Raw genomic sequence first — 22794 nt, 5'->3', positions numbered from 1 at the left:
GGAAAGGCTATTTTGGAGCGACTTTATCAATCCATTCAGTAACTGTGGAATAATCCTTATTGTATTCCTTTAGCTTTTGGACAATTTCCCATCCCTTACCAACAAGAATAATTCCCTTTTCATGCACGTATACCTTCATCCCATACCCCTCCAAATAATGTATGGTAAAATGTATGAGCAGCAAGTAACGAAATAGAACAGGAGCTGATATAGATGAGTAATCTTATTGAAAAGACAATACATAGCGAAGAAATTTTTTCAGGTAAAGTCATAAGTCTTCACCTTCAGGATGTTGAGCTTCCAAATGGAAAGCAGTCAAAAAGAGAGATAATTAAACACCCAGGTGCTGTCGCTATTTTGGCTATCACCGACGATAAAAAAATTGTTATGGTAGAGCAATTTCGTAAAGCACTTGAGCGGACGATTGTTGAAATACCAGCAGGAAAGTTAGAACAAGGCGAAGAACCTGCTCTTTGTGCCCGTCGGGAGTTAGAGGAAGAGACAGGGTATGAATGTGAAAGTCTAGAGCTGCTCGTCTCATTCTATACATCACCTGGATTTGCAGATGAGATTGTTCATTTATATGTTGCCGAAGGATTAACGAAGAAAGAAAATGCAGCAGCACTTGATGAAGATGAATTTGTGAACATTGAGGAATTAACACTGGATGAAGCCATTAAGTATATAAAAGAACAAAAAATTTATGATGCTAAAACCGCCTATGCCGTTCAATATTTACAGCTGCAAGAGGCATTAGTAAAAAAATGAACCGCTATTATGTAGATTTACATATTCATATTGGAAGAACCTGGACTGGTAAGCCTGTAAAAATAACAGGTGCGAAATCATTAACGTTTACTAATATCATCAAGCATGCAAGGCATGAAAAAGGTCTGAATATGATTGGAATTATTGACAGCCACTCACCAGAAGTAATCCTTGAAATGGAAAGCCTTGTTTCGAGTGGAGACATATTTGAACATCCAGATGGAGGCTTAGCATTCGGTGATTTAACGATAATCCCCGGTTCCGAGTTAGAAATCTATGACGAACAATGCAATGGTCCGATACATGTTCTTGTGTTTTTTCCTACAATTTCTATTATGAGGGAGTTCTCTAATTGGCTGTCTGGGCACTTGAAAAATGTCCAGTTGAGTTCGCAGCGGATTTACGCATCAGGTCTCGATTTGCAAAAAAAGGTTAAAGAATTAGGCGGAATCTTTATTCCTGCACATGTGTTTACTCCTTTTAAAAGTCTATATGGTAAAGGTGTCAATACATCGTTAACAGAAGTATTCGACCCAGACCTGATTGATGGGATTGAGCTTGGTTTGAGTTCTAATACCATGATGGCAGATCAGATAAAAGAATTACACAACTATACTTTTGTGACTAATTCCGACGCGCACTCCTTAGCGAAAATTGCCCGCGAATATCAGGTGATATCGATGAAGGAACCATCATTTAAAGAATTAGGAATGGCATTAAGGAAAGAGGACGGACGACATATTCTAGCGAATTACGGATTAGATCCGCTCCTTGGTAAATATCACAAAACTGTCTGTGCAGAATGTTTACATCCAGCTAGTGAGGACGACCAAATTTGTACTCAATGCGGTAACAAAAAAATCATTAAAGGTGTAGCCGACCGAATTCTGGAGTTAAAGACTGCTGAAAAGAGTCCAGAAGGGCGTCCTCCCTATGTCCATCAAGTCCCGCTAGATTTTATTCCGGGACTAGGACCAAAATTACTCGAAAAACTCCTGAATCATTTTGGTTCTGAAATGGCAATTTTGCATGAAGTACCGTCACAAGCATTAAATGAGGTGGTTCCACCAAAAATTGCTGAATTAATCATGAAAGCAAGAGAAGGTAAAGTTACTTTAGCGGCAGGCGGCGGAGGAAAATACGGCAAAATTGCAGACTAATTTAATATTTCTATTAAAAAACCTGGCAGAGATACTAAATCTGCCAGGTTTTTGATTTTTACGCCCTCTTTTAAAAATGAAAATCTATTAATTTATCGTCATAGAAATACTAGAAAGGCATAAAATGTAATAACTGATTAGGAGAAATAGGAGGGACTGCATATGAAGAAACGATTTTACCAGAACGATGCCGCTAGTTATTTCCGTGAGCATTCCTCAATTTTTTTATTTATTGTCATATTATTTTTAATGGGTGTAATCTTCGGAGCAATTGTTGTGAATAGCATGAGCATTACGCAAAAGGAAGATTTATTTTATTACTTATCACAATTTTTTGGTCAAATTCTTAATGGGAAAGTTGCAGAAAATAATGATTTATTTGCCCAAAGTTTTCTCCATAACAGCAAGTTCATTGGGCTCATTTGGATACTGGGAATTTCGATTATTGGACTGCCGGTGATTCTCATTCTATTATTTATTAAAGGTCTAGTGGTAGGTTTTACTGTTGGTTTCCTCGTTAGTCAATTGGGATTGAAGGGATTTTTACTTGCGTTTGTATCCATTCTCCCACAAAATTTGATTATCATTCCCGTTTTCATTTTGATGGCTGCTTTATCGGTAATATTCTCATTGAGAATGATTAAAAAACAATTCTTTAAGACATCTGGACAACCAATCTTGCCATTTTTTAAAAACTATATTCTCACCTTCATAGTTGCTGTAATTCTTATTTCTGCTGCCTCAGGAGTAGAGGCTTATGTATCACCATGGCTGATGAAAACAATGATGGGGTCGCTCGATTTATAAAAATTATCAGCTAATAATAAATATAATCTGTTGTTTATAATAATTTTATTTTGACACCTCTTTCTCATCTGTTATAATGAGAATAGCAGCGGCGAGGGAGGGACTTCGGTATGGAAACTAGGATTGAGAGAATTAAAAAGCATTTGCATTCGTCAAGTTATAAGCTAACACCTCAACGTGAAGCAACCGTTCGGGTTTTGTTAGAGCATGAAGAGGATCATTTAAGTGCAGAAGATGTATACCTCCTCGTTAAAGAAAAGTCGCCTGAAATTGGATTGGCAACTGTTTATCGTACACTTGAGCTATTAACTGAATTGAAAATTGTAGATAAAATTAACTTTGGTGATGGAGTTTCCCGTTATGATCTTCGCCAAGAAGGGGCAGCACATTTTCATCATCATCTTGTTTGTATTGAATGTGGAGCAGTTGATGAAATTCAAGAAGACCTGCTTGAAGATGTGGAGGCAGTGGTGGAACGCAGATGGAATTTTAAGATTAAAGACCACCGTCTCACATTTCATGGTATTTGCTATCGGTGCCTAGATAAAGGAAAAGCAGAAGAAAAAGCAGAAGAAAAAGCAGAATAATAATCAAAGGTCCTTTTTAATTAAAAGGGGCTTTTTTCATTTCTCTTTCCCAATTCTCATAAAATATATTCGCCAAAACACTACCTTTAGGTATAAAAGGTGGACAAATTGGCATATCTTTTACTAGGATGATTGTTTGGGGGAAGGTAAATGTTCTCTTTTATTAAAGTAGTACTACAAACCTTAAAGGTTTTTATCATATTCACCGGGTGCACGATACTCTTTTATTATGGTATTATGTGGGTAAATGAGGAGTACCAAAATTACCATCGTTATGATTCACCAGAAGGCTCTGCATTAAAGGTTTCCACACTAAATAAGGATGAGAATCCTTTCTGGCTGGATCGGCTGATTTTGTTTTACTTAAATGGGGAGTAGTATTCAATGGGTGAATATTTGAAAAATTTTATGCAGTTTTTACTGGTAGATAAGAGGGTGGCAAAGAATACGCTGCTATCATATGAACGAGATTTGAAAAACTATCTTCGCTACTTAATAAACGTTGAAGCAATTGAAACTTTAAATCATGTACAGAGGGTTCATATAGTTCAATTCTTAAATTTTTTAAAGGAGCAAGGGAAATCTCCGAAAACCTTGGCTAGGCATGTGGCTTCCATACGTGCTTTCCATCAATTTTTATTACGTACACATGCTGCGAATCAGGATCCATCAATCTTTATTGAGATTCCTAAGTCAGAAAGGTCAATACCGAAAGTTTTAAGTTTAGAGGAAGTAGAAAAACTTTTAGATATATCTAATGGACAAGGGCATTTTGCATTAAGGGATAAGGCAATGCTAGAAATCCTTTATGCTACAGGTATTCGTGTCAGTGAACTTATTCATATTGATGTAGAACATGTTAATTTAACAATGGGTTTCGTCTCTGTCATCGGAAAAAGCAATAAAGAGCGAATTATTCCTGTAGGAGGACCAGCAGCAGTAGCATTAAAAAGGTACCTTGAGTATGGAAGACCAAATTTTCTACTGGAGAATCGTACGGAAGATTCATTATTCCTAAACCACCATGGAAAGCGGCTATCGCGTCAAGGATTTTGGAAAATTTTAAAAAAACTTGCAAATGATGCTGGCATTAAGAATGAGTTAACACCGCATACACTCCGTCATTCATTTGCGACACATCTTTTACAAAATGGAGCAGATATAAAAGCAGTCCAAGAAATGCTGGGACATGCTGATATTTCTACTACGCAAATTTACACGCAGTTCTCGAAGACGAGGTTAAAGGATGTATATAGTAAATTCCACCCAAGGGCTTAATAGGATTCTAGTTTCATAAGAATTTAAAAATGTCGGAAAGCTGCCATATTTATGTGCAGCTTTTTCTTGTAATTTTACTAGAGTTTAGTAAAATATAGAGGTCAGACTTCTGACGTTAATTTTTTAAGAGTGTAAATAATCCTATTTTAATAAGGGTAATCTATTTTTATTAATGAGCAAGGTTATTTTAGAAAAAGGAGGAAGACTAGAATGGCATTAAATACATATAAACGAATATTTTTAATTGTGATGGACTCTGTTGGGATTGGTGAATCACCTGATGCAGAAAAGTTCGGTGATCAAGGTGCAGATACCCTTGGGCATATTGCTGAAAGAATGAACGGTCTAATTATGCCCAACATGGGAAAATTAGGTTTAAGCAATATTCGAGAAATCAAGGGGATTGAAAAAACTGAAAAGCCCTTGGCCTACTATACTAAAATGATGGAGGCCTCGAACGGAAAGGACACCATGACAGGCCACTGGGAGATTATGGGGTTGAATATCCAAACACCTTTCCGAGTATTCCCTGATGGTTTCCCAGATGAACTTCTTTCCGATTTGGAAGAACGTACGGGAAGAAAGATAATTGGCAATAAACCTGCTAGTGGAACAGAAATTCTCGATGAGCTTGGGGAAGAGCATATGAAAACGGGAGCATTGATTGTCTATACTTCTGCAGATTCTGTACTCCAAATTGCAGCACATGAAGAAATTGTTCCAATTGAGGAGCAATATAAAATATGTAAAATCGCGCGCGAGTTAACCCTTGATGAAAAATACATGGTCGGCCGTGTTATTGCTCGTCCATTCTTGGGTGAACCAGGCAAATTTAAGAGAACAGCTAATCGTCATGACTATGCATTAAAACCATTTGATAGAACGGTTATGAGTGAGATGAAAGATGCAGGTTTAGATGTAATTGCGATCGGGAAAATCTCAGATATTTATGATGGAGAAGGAGTTACCCAGTCTCTAAGAACAATTTCTAATATGGATGGTATGGATAAGCTAGTACAAACACTGGATATGGATTTTACGGGTATGAGCTTCTTAAATTTAGTTGATTTTGATGCACTTTATGGACATCGCCGCGATCCAGAAGGCTATGGAAAAGCACTTGAAGAATATGATGTCCGATTACCAGAAGTGTTTGCTAAGTTAAAAGATGATGATCTATTAATCATTACAGCGGACCACGGAAATGATCCAATAGCACCAGGAACGGATCACACACGTGAATATGTACCATTAATTGTTTATTCAAAGAAAATGGCAGAAGGTAAAGAACTTCCTATTCGCGAAACCTTCGCTGATATTGGGGCAACAGTTGCAGATAACTTTAAAGTGAAAATGCCTAACTTCGGAAAAAGCTTTTTAAATGAACTAAAATAAAAGGGGTATGAATATGAATATCGAAAAAATTCAAAATGCAGCAGACTTTTTAAAAGAGAAATATTCAAATACACCAAAAATCGGACTTATCTTAGGCTCTGGTCTTGGTGTTCTAGCTGATGAAATTGAGAATCCTGTTAAGATACCATACAATGAGATACCTGATTTTCCAATTTCAACTGTTGAAGGTCATGCCGGACAGCTTGTTTTTGGAATTTTAGAGGGTGTAGAAGTGGTTGCGATGCAAGGTCGTTTCCATTTTTATGAAGGGTACGGTATGGACAAAGTAACCTTCCCTGTACGAGTGATGAAAGAATTAGGTGTGGACATGTTAATCGTAACGAATGCTGCGGGTGGTGTTAATGAAAGCTTCGAAGCGGGAGATCTTATGATTATTAGTGATCATATTAATTTTACAGGTGCTAATCCTTTAATAGGTCCAAATGATTCAAAATTTGGTCCCCGATTCCCTGATATGTCAGAAGCCTATACAAAAGAATTGCGGAATGCAGCGAAAGAGATTGCTGCCCGCTTAAATATTAATATAAAAGAAGGAGTATATTTCGGATTTTCGGGACCAGTCTATGAAACTCCAGCAGAAATTAGAATGGTTAGAACACTAGGAGGAGACGCTGTTGGTATGTCAACAGTACCTGAAGTGATTGTTGCCCGCCATGGCGGGATGAAGGTCCTTGGAATTTCTTGTATTACGAATATGGCTGCAGGAATTCTAGACCAGCCTTTATCACATGAAGAAGTTATTGAAACAACAGAAAGAGTAAAAGCTAATTTTCTATTATATATAAAAGAAATTGTTAAAAGCATAGCTAAATAATCTTGTAAAAGTGGTGATTTGTATGAGAATGGTTGACTTAATTGAGAAAAAAAGAGATGGACTTGAACTAACTACAGAAGAAATAAAATATATTATCAATGGTTACACAGATGGTTCTATACCAGATTATCAGGTTAGCGCTCTAACGATGGCAATCTTTTTTCAAGGGATGACAGAAAAAGAAAGAGCGGATTTAACGATGGCAATGGTTGAATCTGGTGATCAAATTGATTTATCACAAATCGAAGGAATTAAAGTAGATAAGCATTCAACTGGCGGAGTAGGGGATACAACAACACTTGTACTGGGACCGCTTGTTGCAGCGCTTGATGTACCGGTTGCAAAAATGTCAGGGCGCGGTTTAGGACACACCGGCGGAACGATTGATAAATTAGAAGCAGTAAAAGGCTTTCATGTTGAAATCGAGAACGAGGAATTCATTAATTTAGTTAACAAAAACAAAATTGCCGTAATTGGGCAAAGTGGTAACTTAACACCTGCTGATAAAAAGTTATATGCGTTAAGAGACGTAACAGCAACCGTAAATAGTATTCCATTAATTGCAGGCTCAATCATGAGCAAAAAAATCGCAGCAGGTGCTGATGCCATTGTTCTAGATGTAAAAACGGGTGCTGGTGCCTTCATGAAGACAATTGATGACTCAAGAGAACTGGCGAAAGCAATGGTAGGTATAGGAAACAATGTTGGAAGACGAACGATGGCAGTTATTTCTGATATGAGTCAGCCGCTCGGATTTGCGATTGGAAATGCACTTGAAGTGAAGGAAGCGATTGATACCTTAAAGGGTGAAGGTCCGGAGGACTTAACAGAGCTTTGTTTAACTCTGGGGAGTCACATGGTTTACTTAGCAGAAAAGGCAAGTTCTTTAGCAGAAGCACGCACGATGCTTGAACATGTCATTAAAGATGGCTCTGCACTTGAAAAGTTTAAAGTCTTCCTGAGCTCACAAGGTGGAGATGCATCAATTGTTGATGATCCTTCAAAAATGCCGCAAGCTCAATTTACATTCGAGCTGGAGGCGAAAGAAGATGGTTATGTTTCTGAAATTGTTGCGGATGAAGTAGGAACAGCTGCAATGAAATTAGGAGCAGGAAGAGCGACAAAAGAGTCCATAATTGATTTAGCTGTAGGTCTTGTTTTAAGAAAGAAAATCGGCGATCAGGTGAAAAAAGGTGAATCGTTAGTAACAATTTACAGTAATTTTGAAGATGTAAGTGAAGTAAAAGCAATGCTTTATGAAAATATTATCATTTCTTCTCAAAAAGTTGAGGCGCCAATCTTAATTCATGAAGAAATAACAGAATAGAGCCTATGAGTAGAGGTCCAGGAAAAAATCCTGGACCTTTTTATTTTATTGTAAGGAAAATATTGTATAAAGTTGGTGGATTTGGAAAAAATGGAATCTATATAAAGAATGGAGGGTTATGCGAATGAAACGATATATTTCTTTACTAGTAATAGCCTTGTTACTTACAAGTTTATGGATTCCATCTGTATCAGCAGAAGAAAAAACGAGTACCGATATAACAGATAATGTAAGATCCGCTATTTTAATTGAGCGTGACACGGGTCAAATTCTTTATCAGAAAAATAGTAATGAGGAGCTCCCGCCTGCAAGCATGACAAAAATTATGACCATGCTTCTAATTATGGAAGCAATTGATCAAGGAAAACTCAAATGGGATGAAAGTGTCCGAACTAGTGAATATGCTGCCTCAATGGGGGGGTCGCAAATCTTCCTTGAACCTGGAGAAGAAATGACGGTAAAGCAAATGCTCCAAGGTATTGCGATTGGCTCTGGAAATGACGCATCGGTAGCTATGGCCGAGAAAATTGCTGGATCAGAAGAAGCCTTTGTTGACATGATGAATAACAAAGTAAAAGAACTTGGTTTAAAGAATTCGATTTTTAAAAATACTACTGGTCTTCCTGGAAGCGGTCATTATAGTTCCGCACACGATATGGCGGTAATGGCCAAGGAGCTATTAAAATATGAAGACATAACAAAGTTTACTGGAATGTATGAAGCGTATCTTCGTGAGAATACGGATAAAAAATTCTGGCTTGTTAATACCAATAAATTAGTTCGCTTTTACCCAGGAGTAGATGGATTAAAGACAGGATTCACTGCTGAAGCGAAGTATTGTCTGACAGCAACCGCACAAAAGGATGGTATGCGAGTCATTGCTGTTGTATTTGGAGCACCGACTTCAAAAGAAAGAAATGCCCAAGTGACAAAGATGCTAAATTATGCGTTTGCCCAATACCAAACGCACCCAATGTTCAAGCGAAATGAAGTAATTGGCAACGCTCATGTTAACAAAGGGAAAGACAAGAAAGTTGAGGCCGTAACAAGTGAACCTCTATCTTTACTTACTAAAAAAGGTGAAAAAACAGAGGATGTTAAACAAAAAGTTACACTTGATAAAAACCTTAACGCTCCCATTCAAAAAGGAGATAAGGTTGGAAGTATTCAACTTGTGAAAGATGGAAAAGTAGTGCTTGAAAGTGAGTTAGTTGCGAAAAACAACGTAAAAGAAGCAACCTGGTGGACGCTTTATAAACGTTCATTCGGTATGTTCACAAAAGCAGGAAAGTAGTATAACTAATTGTCGAAACCTAACTTTTTTTAGCAAATTTCAACTAGTTTTGTCTTGATAGAAGGAGATTGCTCTAACGGTAACGAATTGACTCACTATACCAGATGAAGGAGGCTAGGGATAGTGAGTCTTAACATTGAAATGGAAATAAAACATGATGTTTTATTGCTGCGATTAAGCGGCGAGCTCGATCATCATACAGCGGACGAATTACGAGAACAAGCTGCTAGTGCAATTGAAAAAAATGATATTCGTCATATAGTTTTGAATCTAGAACAGCTTTCATTTATGGACAGCTCTGGGTTAGGTGTCATTTTAGGGCGGTATAAGCAAATCAAGCAGGTGCATGGTGAAATGGTCGTTTGTGCGATTTCCCCAGCAATACAACGATTATTCGATATGTCGGGGATGTTTAAAATTATCAAGCTGGAACCGACTGAAGAGTTTGCATTGCAAAGATTGGGGGTGGCCTGAGTGAAGAATTCAATGAATCTTCAATTCAGTGCTTTAAGTCAAAATGAATCATTTGCCCGTGTCACGGTTGCTGCATTTATTGCACAGCTTGACCCTACAATGGATGAACTGACTGAAATCAAAACTGTTGTTTCTGAAGCAGTAACTAACTCTATTATACATGGTTATGAAAATGACCCTGACGGAATTGTTTATATCCAGGTAACCATTGAAGATAATGTAGTGGATATTTCGATTAAAGATGTCGGACAAGGTATTGTAGATGTGGAGGAAGCTCGACAGCCATTATTTACAACGAAACCAGATTTAGAAAGATCTGGTATGGGATTCACTATCATGGAAAATTTCATGGATGAGGTTGAGGTTCTCACACAGCCAGGTAAAGGAACCGAAGTAAGACTAAAAAAGCATTTACACACAAGCAAAATGCTATGCAATTAAGGAGACTTGCCAATGGATGTGGAGGTCAAAAAAGATAAAGCGCAAACGTATTTAAAGGACCATGAAGTTAAGGAACTTATTAAGAAAAGCCAAGACGGAGACCAAGCGGCAAGAGACCTTATTGCTGAAAAAAATATGCGTCTTGTTTGGTCCGTTGTCCAGCGGTTTCTAAATAGGGGATATGATCCAGATGATCTTTTTCAAATTGGATGTATCGGACTGCTGAAATCTGTAGATAAGTTTGATCTTTCCTATGATGTGAAATTTTCTACCTATGCGGTTCCAATGATTATTGGTGAAATACAAAGATTCATACGTGATGATGGGACGGTAAAGGTTAGCCGTTCATTAAAGGAAATGGGCAACCGAATTAGAAAAGCGAAGGATGAATTATCGAAAACATATGGAAGAATTCCAACGGTTAACGAGATTTCAGCGCATCTTCAGCTTTCACCAGAGGATGTTATTCTAGCCCAAGAGGCAAGTAGGACGCCATCTTCGATTCACGAGACAGTATATGAAAATGATGGAGACCCTATTACATTATTAGATCAGATTGATGACGGAAATGAAGGCAAATGGTTCGATAAAATTGCCTTAAAAGAAGCGATTCGAGAATTGGACGAACGTGAGCGGCTCATTGTCTATTTACGTTATTATAAGGATCAAACGCAATCGGAAGTAGCGGTGAGACTGGGAATTTCTCAGGTGCAAGTGTCAAGACTCGAAAAAAAAATATTGCAGCAAATGAAAGACCGAATGGATCTCTGATGATCCATTCGGTCTTTTTTTAGTAAAAATATAATTTTTGCTCATACTAGATATACAAGGAAATCATTGTGTGGGGAGTGAATGTTTTGGAAAAAACAGTCTACATCCGCATGCGGAATCGTGTTATGGCAAAACCGGAGGAAAGTATCTATTTAATGGATATAGCTCAGATTATTGCTCCAGAAACAGTAATCGCTGAATTAAAAAAACTAAAAGTCCATCAAATATCCGAAAAGGACAAAAACATTATTATCATTGATGTGATGAAAGTAATTAGATTGATTTCAAGTTTAATCGAGGATGTAGAAGTTCAAACCATTGGACCAGCACAAACGATTATAGAAGTGATAATAAAGAAAAGACAAATGTCGTTTCCTTTTTTTATCTTAATCTGGTTTTTATTATTTTTTGGTTCAGCTATGGCCATTATGAATTTTCATGACGATGTCAGTATGCGAAGTGTTCAAGAAAAGTTATACAGAATTATTACTGGAGTGGAAGATTCTAAGCCATGGATATTTCAAATTCCTTACTCCATTGGGTTAGGTCTTGGAATGATTTTATTCTTTAATCACGTATTTCAAAAAAGGATTAACGAAGAACCCAGTCCCCTGGAAGTAGAGATGTTTAACTATCAAATGGATTTAGATAACTATGTGATCATTCATGAAAACAAGGAAAGTATGAAAGAGACTAATGACAATTAAAGTGATAGCAGTTATGTTTATTGGATTTGCAGGTGGATTAGCAGTTGGTTCAGGTTTTGTAGCTTTCTTAACAGTACTCGGAATCATCCCGAGGCTGACACAGTTATCTAAAACCATGAAAATGATCCGACACTATGAATGGGCTGTTTTTTTGGGGGCTTTAACGGGTGTAGCTGGGAGCTTGAGAGATCCAATTTTAGGCTTATCTCCATACTTTATGCTGCCTCTTGGGTTAGTCGGAGGTGTCTTTGTTGGAATGTTAGCCGCAGGGCTCACAGAGGCTTTAAATGTATTTCCTGTTCTTGCAAAGAGGTTAGGGATTGATGGGAAAATTATCATCCTAATAATGGCGATTGTATTAGGAAAAATAGCGGGGTCAATTTTTCAATGGGTCTATTTTGTTCATCATTAACGTCGGGCAGTGTCTAGCTCTAGGCGCCTTCTGCATTTCAATTTGAAAGGACATCCAAGAATGAGTATTCGCAGGCGGGTTATATTAATTACTGATGGTGATGAGTATGCAAAGAGGGCAGTAGAGTGTGTCGCCCATGAAGTAGGCGGGCGTTGTATTACACAGTCCCATGGGAATCCTTCTGCTCTGACAGGGGAGGAACTTGTAAAATTAATTAAAAAGGCAGCAAATGACCCAGTATTAGTAATGTTTGATGACAGCGGACTTGTTGGGGAAGGTGCAGGTGAACGAGCGTTGAAATATGTCGCCGCCCATAAGGATATTGAAGTTTTGGGTATTATTGCTGTTGCTGCAAAAACCCATCAGGCAGAGTGGACAAGAATAGATGTAAGTTTCGATCGAGATGGTGAATTAACTCCTTATGGTGTAGATAAACATGGAATACCAGAGCTTGAGATTGGAAGATTAAATGGAGATACCGTTTACTGTCTTGATGAACTAGATGTTCCGATTATCGTTGGAATCGGAGATGTAGGTAAAATGGCGCGGCGTGACCACTATGAACGCGGGGCACCCATTACAAAAAAAGCAGTAGAGTTAATACTCGAAAGGAGTGGGTTTCGTGACGAGAGAGAATCAAACGGCTTGGCCGATACCTGAGTCACTGCAAGAAATTGAACATTACATGAAACAGCGAGTCGGTTTGGGCATAAGTTTTGACTTTGGTGTCCGAAAACTAAAAATTCTCAAAAAAGATGTGCATTTTTACTGGATAACTGGTTTATGTGATACTCAATTCATAATTGAAACTGTAGAAGAATTAGTGCGCATAAATGACCATGAGAAATTGTCTGCAGACCTTGTTAAAATTGTTGAAAACCGGCTCGTCAATCAATCGGTCAGTCCGATTAAAACACTTGATGAAATGGTCACCCAGGTTCTATCTGGTTTAATAGTAGTTGTTGTAGAAGGTGCAGATACTGCCTTCGCTGTTGACGTCAGAAGCTACCCAGGCCGGTCACCACAGGAACCAGACACAGAAAAAGTAGTAAGAGGCTCGCGTGACGGGTTTGTTGAAAATATTGTTATTAATACTGCGTTAACAAGAAGAAGAATACGCGATGAACGACTTCGTATGGAAATATTAAAGGTAGGGGAACGATCAAAAACAGATGTTGCAATTGGATACTTAGAAGACGTAGCAGATCCTGATTTAGTGAATATCATTCGGAAAGAGCTCAATGCCATTAAAATTGATGGGATACCGATGGCAGATAAAACAATTGAAGAGTTCATATTAAAACAAGGATTTAATCCTTATCCGTTAGTAAGGTATACGGAAAGAGCAGATGTAGCTGCTGCTCATATATTAGAAGGACATGTAATTATATATGTTGATACTTCGCCAAGTGTAATTATCGCACCAACTACTTATTTCCATCATGTCCAGCATGCTGAGGAATTCCGTGAGGCTCCGGTTATGGGGACCTTTATGCGCTGGTCTCGGTTTCTAGGTATTCTAACATCGATATTTTTACTTCCTTTGTGGCTGTTGTTTGTATTAGAACCTTCCTTATTACCGGATAGGCTCTCTTTTATAGGCCCAAATGAACAAACGAATATACCAATAGTCTTCCAGATAATATTAGCTGATTTTGGACTTGAATTTTTAAAAATTGCAGCAATACATACACCTACTCCGCTATCCACAGCGATGGGTTTAATCGCTGCTGTATTGATTGGTCAGATTGCTATTGAAGTTGGTTTGTTTGTTCATGAAGTAATCCTCTATGTTGCGGTGGCAGGTATAGGATCATTTACTACACCGAGCTATGAACTAAGTGTTGCAAATAAAATAGGCAGAATAATTTTAGTCATTCTCGTATCGATTTTCCATACACCAGGTTTTGTAATTGGTTCTACCTTGTTGTTTATTCACCTAGTTACTACACGCACTTTAAATACACCGTATTTTTGGCCATTTCTCCCATTTGAACCAAAGGGATTCTTACAAATTATTTTCCGACGGGCCATTCCAGGATCAATCCTTCGTCCAAGCATTGTACATCCTAGGAATCGCTATCGTCAGCCGCCGGATGGAGAATAATTTATTGCGGAAAAGATTCGGTTATGCTAAAGTATTTTTAATTATCTAAAAGGATAAAAATAGGCAGTATCCTTTGTGGATTCTGTCTATTTAGTTATTACTTTTTTAAGCACGTACCATAGACTAATAAAGAGTCTTTACGGAGAGAGGGAAGGGAATGTATTTTTACGGGACAACGGGCGTAAACGGCAAGGGTAATTTGGAAATAGGCGGAGTAGATGCAGTAGAATTGGCCGAGCAATTTGGAACTCCTCTCTATGTTTATGACGTTTCATTAATGAGGGAAAGAGCTAGAGGATTTAAAAAGACCTTTGAAGAGCAAAATGTAAAGGCACAGGTTGCATATGCCAGTAAGGCCTTTTCTACAATCGCTATGCTTCAGCTTGCTGAGGAGGAAGGGTTATCTCTTGATGTAGTCTCAGGCGGAGAGTTATATACTGCTATTGCTGCTGGATTTCCGGCTGAAAGAATTCACTTTCATGGAAACAATAAAAGCAGAGAAGAATTAAAAATGGCGTTAGACAACAAAATTGGCTGTATCGTAGTTGATAATTTTTATGAATTGGAACTTTTAAAAACAATCTGTATGGAACAAGATGCAACAGTAAGCATATTACTCAGGGTTACTCCTGGAATTGAAGCACATACTCATGATTATATTTTAACTGGTCAGGAAGATTCGAAATTTGGTTTTGATTTACAAAATGGACAAGCGGAGGAAGCTTTAGTGACTGCGCTTCGTTGTAATCACTTTGATGTGTTAGGATTGCATTGTCATATTGGATCCCAAATTTTTGAGACAACCGGCTTCTTGCTCGCTGCTGAAAAAATTGTTGGTAAAATGAATCAATGGAGAAATACACTTAACTTTGAAGCAAAAGTACTTAATCTAGGCGGAGGTTTTGGGATTCGCTATACTAGTGAAGATGAACCGTTGCTACCTTCACAATATGTTAGTGAAATTATTAAAGACGTTAAGAGATTAATTCAGGAATACTCGATGACAATGCCAGAAATTTGGATAGAACCTGGTAGGTCACTTGTTGGTGACGCGGGTACAACACTATATCAAATTGGTTCTTCTAAAGAAGTTCCTGGTGTGAGAAAATATTTAGCGGTAGATGGCGGGATGAGTGACAATATTAGGCCAGCCCTTTATCAGGCGAAGTACGAAGCGGTACTTGCTAATAGGCCATTAGCAGAAGCATCGAGTAAGGTTTCTATTGCTGGTAAATGCTGTGAATCTGGTGATATGCTGATTTGGGATTTACCACTTCCGGAAACAGAAGATGATGATCTTCTTGCTGTTTTTTGTACGGGTGCCTATGGATATTCGATGGCAAATAATTATAATCGTATTCCACGTCCAGCAGTAGTCTTTGTTGAAAATGGGAAAGCAGCACTTGTTGTAAAAAGAGAAACATACGAAGATTTACTTCGATTAGACCTGCCATTAAAATAAATGAGCTGCCGCCAAAGCGGCAGTTTATTTATTTGGGCCAATGGATTATTTTTGATATATAGTGTAGAATGACAACATGTACGCTATCTTCAAATTATATTTGGAGGTTAACTTATGAAGAATAGTAATTGGAAAGTCTTTGGTATTCTTTTAGGACTAGCACTTATTTGGGGGATTATCTATTGGGTTTTTATTGTACCGAAATAATGATACTTGGGATTGATAGATAAACATTTATTATGTATGATTGACAATAATGAAACACTTTACGAATTTGACTACATATTATAAAGAAAACTGTTTATTTATGATTTTGTTGGAAAAAATATATTATCCCTAACTGGGTTTACTTAATATAATGAGGGAGCTATTATGTTAATTCGTTATAAGAAAACATTTGAAAAGATCGCCATGGGCTTGTTGTCCTTTATGCCGACTGAAAAGGACTTAAAGAAACTCCAATTCACCATTAAGGAGTATGAAACGGAAGAGAACTTACAGCTCTTTCTTTGGAAGGAAGAAGATATTATCGGTCTTATTGGGGTTCAAATAAACGATGATAATTCTGAGTTAATGATTCAACATATTTCTGTCAATCCCTCACATCGTTATCAAGGGGTTGGAAAAAGAATGGTTAAAGCTCTGAAGGATATGTATCCCGACAGGCAAATAACCGCAAATGACAACACAGCACCATTTATTGAGAAATGTGACTTTTGCTAACTAAAGCATTGAAAGGCGACGAGACTTTATTCGTTGCCTTTTCTATTCCTTAGTGCTTCCATACGTTCTTCAATGACTATTGTCCTATCTCGTAATTTATGTCTATGCACGATTGATTCATTCTCTAAGTTACTTCTCTCTCCCCAGATAAAACCTAATTCTTCACATTCCTTAATACATGCTTTTAAAAGAATAGGATCAATTACAGGTAGATTAATGCTTTGATAGCTTACCTCTTTTCCGATTTCCTCAAGAAGTTTTGTGAGTGAAGGGAATAAAACATTCACATCTAAGCCCTGTATGGTTAAACCATTTGCCTTAAAGGACAAGATTTTAATAGCTTTTTTCAGAGTTCTTTCAGCACCTTTAAAATTTCCCCGGCGATGATGGTACCTTGACACCGCTAATAGGATGAAGCCGACCCAGATGGAATCCTTTTGCTTATCGCTAGATTCCTTCCAATACTCCTCTAGAATTTCGTGGCATTCAAAATAGTCTCGATCACCATTAAAATGAACTAAAAATTGAACATAATGCTCCGGGTACAAAAAATCACCCCTATATAGTTAAGTTATGTACAGTGTAGCATATAATTATTATTTCTTCAGAAAAATTCCAAAAGAAAGAGCCCACCCCAAAAGGCAGGCTTTGTTGCTAGCTTACTTTGGCGTTTCTAATTAAAACCAGGAAGCACCTACAATAATTAACAGAATGAATAGAACCACGATTAAAGCGAATCCGCCTCCAAAACCGTAACCTTCAGCCATTTTCAAATACCTCCTATAATGTTTTGTTTTCTTTTCATTCTCATCATATGTAGGGTGTTTGTCCAGTGTTATAGGTCAACATCCCATTTTCAAATTTTAGGATGGTAATGATTTTTCTATTGGATAACGTATTTGAATCCTCTATACTAATAATAGTCATGATTTTTATGAAAATTACTTCAAGGATTCTGGTGAAAGATGATACACTATAATGTAAAAATTGACGCATTTGAAGGACCATTGGATTTACTCCTCCATTTAATTAATCAACTTGAAATAGATATATATGATATTCCTGTTGCCCAAATAACAGAGCAATACTTAATCTATATTAAAACAATGACTGAACTTAAATTGGATATTGCCAGTGAGTTTTTAGTAATGGCAGCTAGCCTTTTAGCGATAAAAAGTAAAATGCTGTTACCGAAGCATGAAGAGGAGTTGGATGACTTCAATTCAGAAATTACTTATGAAGAAGACCCTCGAGATGAGCTAGTTGAAAGATTAATTGAATATCGAAAATATAAAGAAGCCGCGCATGATTTGAAGACGCTGGAGGAAGAACGCGGACTTATGTATACGAAACCTCCAAGCGACCTTTCGGATTTTGCCAAGGAAAAACAACCACAAAAAACAGAAATAAACATCACCCTATATGATATGTTGGCTGCTTTTCAGAAACTTTTAAGAAGAAAAAAGCTGCAACGGCCATTGGCCACAAAAATTGCCAGGCAAGAAATATCCATTGAAACAAGAATGACTGAAATAATGAGTGAGTTAAAACATTTAAAAGGCCGGAAAAACTTCAATGATTTATTCCCAATTCCTGCAAAGGAACATATTGTTGTGACGTTTTTGGCAGTTTTGGAGCTAATCAAAAGAAAAGAAATTGATGTAGAGCAAAATGAAAACTTTGGGGACATCTTTGTTCATGCAATTCAAGAAGGAGTGTAAGGGGCTTGGAGATAATAAATTGGCATAGCATTTTAGAGAGTCTTTTATTTGCGGCTGGTGATGAAGGACTTACTTTAAAGCATGTTGCAGAGGTCCTGGAGGTAGAGGAACTAAAGGCTAAAGAAATAGTAAAAGAATTAATACAGGTGTATGAAAAGGATAGCAAACGTGGAATCATGATTGTTCAGCTTGCAGGTACGTATCAGCTTGCCACAAAAAAAGAAAACGCAACGTACTTAAAAAGGCTTGTGGACTCACCTAATACTGCTGCCCTCTCACAAGCAGCTTTGGAAACATTGGCGATCATTGCCTATAAGCAGCCGATCACTCGAGCTGAAATTGAAGAAATACGCGGAGTAAAAACGGAGAGACCACTTCATACCCTAATGACAAAAGCCCTCATTAAGGAAGTTGGAAGAGCGGAGGGAACGGGGAGAGCCTACCTATATGGGACCACTAAAGAATTTCTTGATTATTTCGGTTTAAAAAACATTGAGGAATTACCCAAGCTGCCTGATAGAGTCGAAGAAGAATTTGTCCAAGAAGAAGCAGACCTATTCTTTGATAAGTTTCAGGAGAGTATTAATTCTTAAAAATAAACAATTTATTTTAGATGTGATAAAATAGAAATAATATTCAAAGAAGTTCCGAAGATTCAACTGATAGTTAATGACCAAAGGGGATTGATTTAATTGTTAATTAAAGAATGCATCGGATACGAATTGGAAAAGGAAAAATCAAATACTTCAGAAGACTTCTTTAATAGAAGTGAAGTTACATTTTTCGAAGATTCTGAGGAAAAGACCCTGCATGTTTTATATGTTAGATACTTTGAGGAATTCTTCTCGGAGTTCACTCCTTATCAGCAAAACCCAATTTTCACGAAAGACAATATCCAAGTAACCTTCAAGGACATTGTTGCCTTGGTGTGTTTAATCAAAAATCCTGGATTGCGCAATCGCAAACGCTTATACATTAATTCGAAACAGGAATTCGCTTCTTATTTTCAAGATGTTGACTTTGAAAAATTACCTGAAATAGTACTTGCTGTTAAGCAAAAGAATAAATTCGAGCTGCGTTCTCCGCTCGATTACATTAAACAGCCGAGATAGTGGTTAATAAACAATTCAAAGGGGTGTTTGGATGGGAAATTCATTGGTTAAATCGCAGCTTAAAGATGTAGGAGGGTTTTTAACTACTACTATTAGTACTCTAGAAAGTTATTTAAATGAAACAACCATTTCGCAGATGGAGCAACAGTTATCTGGAGATTCGAATTATTATAAAATAGTACTGTCAAACTTGAGAAAATTGCTTGTTTATTGTGAAGAAGGGTTGGATGCGTGCTCAGTTATTTTGCTAAGTGAACCGTTCCAGAAAGCAACAGCAGAAAAAACTCTTTATCGAATTTTTCATCAATGTATTGAAGAGTTCTTCTCTCCTAAAAATGATGCTTGGTTTGAGGATAGTCGTTCCGCATATACAGGAAGAAATTCAATCAAATTTTATAAAAGCGTACCTGAAAGTGTACAAGAATTAGTGAAAGGACTCGAGGGAGAATTTCAAAGAGTCAGAGAAGAACTTGAATACTATGAAACAGATTACCGTACGAAAATGATTCAATCGAAATAAATGTTTTCTGAAACTGTCCTTTTGTAAGGGCAGTTTTTTCTGTTATATAGGTTCGTCTCATATGCATAATTGTTCATAATCGCAAATAAATTTCATACCTTTTAGGTAGATTCGAAAAAGGGTGGGATACAATGAATCGATTTAGTCAGTATGTTCGTGAACTATTTGAATGGAATGAAGAAATGAAGAGTTTCTTAGAAACAGAAGATGTGAAAGATAATTTAGAGTTATGGGAGCAGTTGGAGCATTTCACAGAGTTAATTGAAAACACAGGACAATCATTATCAGATAATGAAATGCTCAGTTTACAAACAAAAGCAGAGGAAATTCATGAACAAATGGAAGGTTATTTTTCTCGTAAAGAAGGAGTGGGGAGTATCTGGGTTGAGAAAAAAACTGTCCCGCCAGGAGGCCATACACTTCCGGATCTACCTTACGCCTACAATGCCCTCGAACCTTATATCTCGGAAGAAATCATGAGATTGCACCATGATAAGCACCATCGATCTTATGTAGAGGGATTAAACAAAGCGGAGATGAATTTAAAAAAAGCTAGAGACAACAATGATTTTTCGCTAATCAAACATTGGTCTAGAGAATTAGCTTTTCATGGCTCTGGGCATTATCTGCATACGATTTTCTGGAAGAACATGATACCTAAAGGAGGGGGAAGCCCTCAAGGACTCCTCAAGAGAGAAATTGAAAATTATTTTGGCAGTTTCGATAAATTTAAAAAGCAGTTCTCTGAAGCAGCAAAACAGGTTGAAGGTGTGGGGTGGGCTATTCTTGTATGGTCGCCATGGGCAAGGCATCTTGAGATTTTACAATCAGAACGGCATATGCTGCTAACGCAATGGGACACCATTCCACTCCTGGTTCTGGATGTTTGGGAGCATGCTTATTATCTACAATATAAGAACAAACGCGCTGAATACGTTGACAATTGGTGGAATCTAGTTAACTGGAATGATGTTGAAATGAGGTTTGATAAAGCATCTGAAATAAAATGGCCAGCATTTTGAACGAAGGCAATCGGCATGAAGTCGATTGCCTTTTCATTTTCTTTTAGGACAAATTGTCATATCAGACCTTGTCCTGCATAAAATTTTAGAAAGCTAGTATTGATGCTAGAAATGTTAACGAAGGGGACGAGGTAAACTTATGAGAATGATTTGGAAGCTAGTCATTTTTGCCCTCATGGTCTCACTATTCATTGCAAACATTCCTCAAAAGGTGGATGCTTCGGTTTCCGTAAGTGCACGAGGTGCAGTACTAATGGAGCAAGAATCTGGGCGTGTCCTATTTGAGAAAGATGCCCACACAAAAAGAAGAATCGCCAGTATTACGAAAATAATGACTGCGATTCTTGCTATCGAATCGGGAAAAATGAATGAAATAGTGAAAGTAAGTGAACAAGCTACCCGAGCCGAGGGTTCGTCTGTGTACTTAAAGCCTGGAGAAAAGATTAAGCTTGAGCATTTGGTATATGGTCTGATGCTTAGGTCTGGCAATGACACTGCGGTTGCCATTGCTGAACATGTCGGAGGAAGCTTAGATGGGTTTATTTATTTGATGAATCAAAAAGCCAAAGAAATTGGCATGTTGAATACGCACTTTTCTAATCCACATGGTTTAGATGATCATGAGGACCACTTTTCAACTGCTTATGACATGGCACTACTGACGCGCTATGCAATGAATAACAAAACATACCAAAAAATAGCTGGAACAAAGAATTATAAAGCACCGAATCCTACAGAAAATTGGGATCGTGAGTGGAAAAATAAAAACCGCTTACTTACAAGGTACAAGTATACGACGGGTGGGAAAACAGGTTATACAAAACGTGCAAAAAGGACATTAGTTACAACGGCAACTAAAGGGGATATGAGTTTAATAGCAGTTACCTTGAACGCTTCAGATGATTGGAATGACCACATAGCCATGTATGAAAATAGCTTTAAAACCTATGATATGGCAGAAGTGATATCAAAAGGAAAAATAGATATTAAAACGAATAAATATTATCAAAAACACCTTTATGTAAATAAATCGATTGTTTATCCAGCGACAGATAAGGAAATGGACATGTTCTCCATAAAGTATAAATTAAATAAGCCGGGAGAAGACTGGGACGAATCGAATCATAATGGAGAAGCAGTTGGTAAAGCACAAATTTTCCTTGATGGTAAAGTGGTAAAAGAAACACCTATTTATTATCAAGGTGGTCCTGAGAAGAAAAAGGGTCTATTTGATTCCTTAAAAGATTTATTTCTATCCGTAATTGGCGTGAAATTAAATGGTTAATTACATTTGGGTATTTATGACAATTGTTGGATTCGTGTTTGCTATGATAAACGGAACAATGGAAGAAGTAAATAAGGCAATATTTGATGGCGCAAAGGAAGCTGTGACACTTTGTATTGGGTTAATCAGCATTCTTGTGTTCTGGTTAGGGATGATGCGGATTGCACAAGAATCGGGATTACTAGATTTGTTGTCTAAGTTATTTCGTCCATTCGTTAAAAGAATATTTCCTGATGTGCCAACCAATCATCCTGCCATGGGGTATATATTGTCTAATATGATTGCGAATATGTTTGGGTTAGGAAATGCTGCTACACCGCTTGGAATCAAAGCGATGGAGGAATTAAAACAATTAAATGGCGGCAAGAATTCAGCCAGCAGGTCCATGGTCACCTTTTTAGCAATAAATACTGCAAGCATTACCATTATTCCTACAACCGTTATTGCAATCAGGATGAACTACAATTCTGCCTCCCCGACTGAAATTGTGGTACCAACCTTAATTGCCACCATTATCTCAATGCTTGGAGCAGTTATGATAGATCGTTATTTTTATAATCGACGAAGTCGTAAAGGATGAATGCCG

General features: G+C 37.4%; 29 protein-coding genes. 26 read left to right on the top strand and 3 right to left on the bottom strand.

Annotation, left to right across the window (positions count from 1 at the left end; translation table 11 throughout):
* Positions 1-7: 7 nt before the first annotated feature.
* Positions 8-139 (bottom strand): Z-ring formation inhibitor MciZ, encoded by a 132-nt coding sequence (gene mciZ, locus MLOOGBEN_RS04140; RefSeq protein ID WP_179157005.1) that lies wholly within the window; start codon positions 137-139, stop codon positions 8-10.
* A gap of 74 nt (positions 140-213) precedes the next feature.
* Here mciZ and MLOOGBEN_RS04135 point away from each other — a divergent pair, with 74 nt between their 5' ends.
* The 19 genes from MLOOGBEN_RS04135 to MLOOGBEN_RS04045 all read left to right on the top strand — a co-directional run bounded on the left by MLOOGBEN_RS04135 (position 214) and on the right by MLOOGBEN_RS04045 (position 16548).
* Entirely contained in the window at positions 214-768 is a 555-nt protein-coding gene (locus MLOOGBEN_RS04135; RefSeq protein WP_179157004.1) for an NUDIX hydrolase, read from the top strand.
* Entirely contained in the window at positions 765-1928 is a 1164-nt protein-coding gene (locus tag MLOOGBEN_RS04130) for an endonuclease Q family protein (RefSeq protein WP_179157003.1), read from the top strand. Before MLOOGBEN_RS04135 ends, MLOOGBEN_RS04130 begins: the two co-directional genes overlap by 4 nt.
* Before the next feature lie 162 nt (positions 1929-2090).
* The gene (spoIIM, locus tag MLOOGBEN_RS04125; RefSeq protein ID WP_179157002.1) at positions 2091-2735 is read left to right on the top strand and encodes a stage II sporulation protein M; all 645 of its coding nucleotides are present in this window, start codon (positions 2091-2093) and stop codon (positions 2733-2735) included.
* 110 nt (positions 2736-2845) lie between these two features.
* Positions 2846-3322: a ferric iron uptake transcriptional regulator gene (gene fur, locus MLOOGBEN_RS04120; RefSeq protein WP_179157001.1), complete on the top strand. Its 477-nt coding sequence runs from the start codon at positions 2846-2848 to the stop codon at positions 3320-3322.
* Between the two features lie 150 nt (positions 3323-3472).
* Positions 3473-3700, top strand: a complete 228-nt coding sequence (locus MLOOGBEN_RS04115; RefSeq protein WP_179157000.1) for a YqzK family protein — start codon at positions 3473-3475, stop codon at positions 3698-3700.
* A gap of 6 nt (positions 3701-3706) precedes the next feature.
* Positions 3707-4600, top strand: a complete 894-nt coding sequence (gene xerD, locus MLOOGBEN_RS04110; protein WP_179156999.1) for a site-specific tyrosine recombinase XerD — start codon at positions 3707-3709, stop codon at positions 4598-4600.
* 210 nt (positions 4601-4810) lie between these two features.
* The gene (gene deoB / locus MLOOGBEN_RS04105; RefSeq protein WP_179156998.1) at positions 4811-5995 is read left to right on the top strand and encodes a phosphopentomutase; all 1185 of its coding nucleotides are present in this window, start codon (positions 4811-4813) and stop codon (positions 5993-5995) included.
* A gap of 13 nt (positions 5996-6008) precedes the next feature.
* Entirely contained in the window at positions 6009-6830 is an 822-nt protein-coding gene (locus MLOOGBEN_RS04100) for a purine-nucleoside phosphorylase (protein WP_179156997.1), read from the top strand.
* 22 nt (positions 6831-6852) lie between these two features.
* Positions 6853-8157, top strand: a complete 1305-nt coding sequence (locus MLOOGBEN_RS04095; protein WP_179156996.1) for a pyrimidine-nucleoside phosphorylase — start codon at positions 6853-6855, stop codon at positions 8155-8157.
* A 124-nt stretch (positions 8158-8281) separates the two neighbouring features.
* Positions 8282-9451, top strand: coding sequence for a D-alanyl-D-alanine carboxypeptidase family protein (locus MLOOGBEN_RS04090; protein WP_179156995.1), 1170 nt, complete (start codon positions 8282-8284; stop codon positions 9449-9451).
* Between the two features lie 123 nt (positions 9452-9574).
* Positions 9575-9925 carry an anti-sigma F factor antagonist gene (spoIIAA, locus tag MLOOGBEN_RS04085; protein ID WP_045517427.1) on the top strand — a complete coding sequence of 117 codons (351 nt, stop codon included), beginning with the start codon at positions 9575-9577 and terminating at the stop codon, positions 9923-9925.
* Positions 9926-10366, top strand: a complete 441-nt coding sequence (spoIIAB, locus tag MLOOGBEN_RS04080; RefSeq protein WP_179156994.1) for an anti-sigma F factor — start codon at positions 9926-9928, stop codon at positions 10364-10366.
* Between the two features lie 12 nt (positions 10367-10378).
* Entirely contained in the window at positions 10379-11137 is a 759-nt protein-coding gene (sigF, locus tag MLOOGBEN_RS04075) for an RNA polymerase sporulation sigma factor SigF (RefSeq protein WP_179156993.1), read from the top strand.
* Between the two features lie 86 nt (positions 11138-11223).
* Complete coding sequence (locus tag MLOOGBEN_RS04070; RefSeq protein WP_179156992.1) at positions 11224-11844, top strand: stage V sporulation protein AA; 621 nt, start codon at positions 11224-11226, stop codon at positions 11842-11844.
* Positions 11834-12256 carry a stage V sporulation protein AB gene (locus MLOOGBEN_RS04065; RefSeq protein WP_179156991.1) on the top strand — a complete coding sequence of 141 codons (423 nt, stop codon included), beginning with the start codon at positions 11834-11836 and terminating at the stop codon, positions 12254-12256. The genes MLOOGBEN_RS04070 and MLOOGBEN_RS04065 overlap by 11 nt, the downstream gene beginning before the upstream one ends.
* Before the next feature lie 60 nt (positions 12257-12316).
* Positions 12317-12916 (top strand): stage V sporulation protein SpoVABEA, encoded by a 600-nt coding sequence (gene spoVAEA / locus MLOOGBEN_RS04060; protein WP_179156990.1) that lies wholly within the window; start codon positions 12317-12319, stop codon positions 12914-12916.
* Entirely contained in the window at positions 12879-14363 is a 1485-nt protein-coding gene (locus tag MLOOGBEN_RS04055) for a spore germination protein (protein WP_368737756.1), read from the top strand. Before spoVAEA ends, MLOOGBEN_RS04055 begins: the two co-directional genes overlap by 38 nt.
* Positions 14364-14520: 157 nt before the next feature.
* Positions 14521-15825 carry a diaminopimelate decarboxylase gene (gene lysA, locus MLOOGBEN_RS04050; protein WP_179156989.1) on the top strand — a complete coding sequence of 435 codons (1305 nt, stop codon included), beginning with the start codon at positions 14521-14523 and terminating at the stop codon, positions 15823-15825.
* A gap of 372 nt (positions 15826-16197) precedes the next feature.
* On the top strand, positions 16198-16548 hold the full coding sequence (locus MLOOGBEN_RS04045; RefSeq protein ID WP_179156988.1) for a GNAT family N-acetyltransferase: 351 nt from the start codon (positions 16198-16200) through the stop codon (positions 16546-16548).
* Positions 16549-16574: 26 nt separating this feature from the next.
* Here MLOOGBEN_RS04045 and MLOOGBEN_RS04040 read toward each other — a convergent pair whose 3' ends face one another.
* The gene (locus MLOOGBEN_RS04040) at positions 16575-17096 is read right to left on the bottom strand and encodes a DUF309 domain-containing protein (protein WP_179156987.1); all 522 of its coding nucleotides are present in this window, start codon (positions 17094-17096) and stop codon (positions 16575-16577) included.
* Positions 17097-17225: 129 nt separating this feature from the next.
* Positions 17226-17315, bottom strand: coding sequence for a YjcZ family sporulation protein (locus MLOOGBEN_RS04035; protein ID WP_179156986.1), 90 nt, complete (start codon positions 17313-17315; stop codon positions 17226-17228).
* A gap of 198 nt (positions 17316-17513) precedes the next feature.
* On the opposite strand from MLOOGBEN_RS04035, the gene MLOOGBEN_RS04030 reads away from it, so the two are divergent.
* The 7 genes from MLOOGBEN_RS04030 to MLOOGBEN_RS04000 all read left to right on the top strand — a co-directional run bounded on the left by MLOOGBEN_RS04030 (position 17514) and on the right by MLOOGBEN_RS04000 (position 22788).
* Positions 17514-18269, top strand: coding sequence for a segregation/condensation protein A (locus MLOOGBEN_RS04030; RefSeq protein ID WP_179156985.1), 756 nt, complete (start codon positions 17514-17516; stop codon positions 18267-18269).
* A gap of 5 nt (positions 18270-18274) precedes the next feature.
* Positions 18275-18862: an SMC-Scp complex subunit ScpB gene (gene scpB / locus MLOOGBEN_RS04025; protein ID WP_179156984.1), complete on the top strand. Its 588-nt coding sequence runs from the start codon at positions 18275-18277 to the stop codon at positions 18860-18862.
* A gap of 99 nt (positions 18863-18961) precedes the next feature.
* Entirely contained in the window at positions 18962-19381 is a 420-nt protein-coding gene (locus tag MLOOGBEN_RS04020; RefSeq protein WP_179156983.1) for a hypothetical protein, read from the top strand.
* Positions 19382-19412: 31 nt separating this feature from the next.
* A complete protein-coding gene (locus tag MLOOGBEN_RS04015; protein ID WP_179156982.1) occupies positions 19413-19901 on the top strand; it encodes a YpuI family protein in 489 nt (162 codons plus the stop codon).
* Between the two features lie 131 nt (positions 19902-20032).
* Positions 20033-20923: a superoxide dismutase gene (locus MLOOGBEN_RS04010; RefSeq protein ID WP_179156981.1), complete on the top strand. Its 891-nt coding sequence runs from the start codon at positions 20033-20035 to the stop codon at positions 20921-20923.
* A 139-nt stretch (positions 20924-21062) separates the two neighbouring features.
* Positions 21063-22208: a D-alanyl-D-alanine carboxypeptidase family protein gene (locus tag MLOOGBEN_RS04005; RefSeq protein ID WP_179156980.1), complete on the top strand. Its 1146-nt coding sequence runs from the start codon at positions 21063-21065 to the stop codon at positions 22206-22208.
* On the top strand, positions 22201-22788 hold the full coding sequence (locus MLOOGBEN_RS04000) for a nucleoside recognition domain-containing protein (RefSeq protein ID WP_179156979.1): 588 nt from the start codon (positions 22201-22203) through the stop codon (positions 22786-22788). Before MLOOGBEN_RS04005 ends, MLOOGBEN_RS04000 begins: the two co-directional genes overlap by 8 nt.
* Positions 22789-22794: the final 6 nt, after the last annotated feature.

Source organism: Bacillus sp. EB106-08-02-XG196, from assembly GCF_013396335.1.
In the GTDB taxonomy this organism is placed as follows: domain Bacteria; phylum Bacillota; class Bacilli; order Bacillales; family Cytobacillaceae; genus Neobacillus.
The sequence above is the reverse complement of the archived record's forward strand: the minus strand, read 5'-3'. Positions and strand labels throughout refer to the sequence as shown.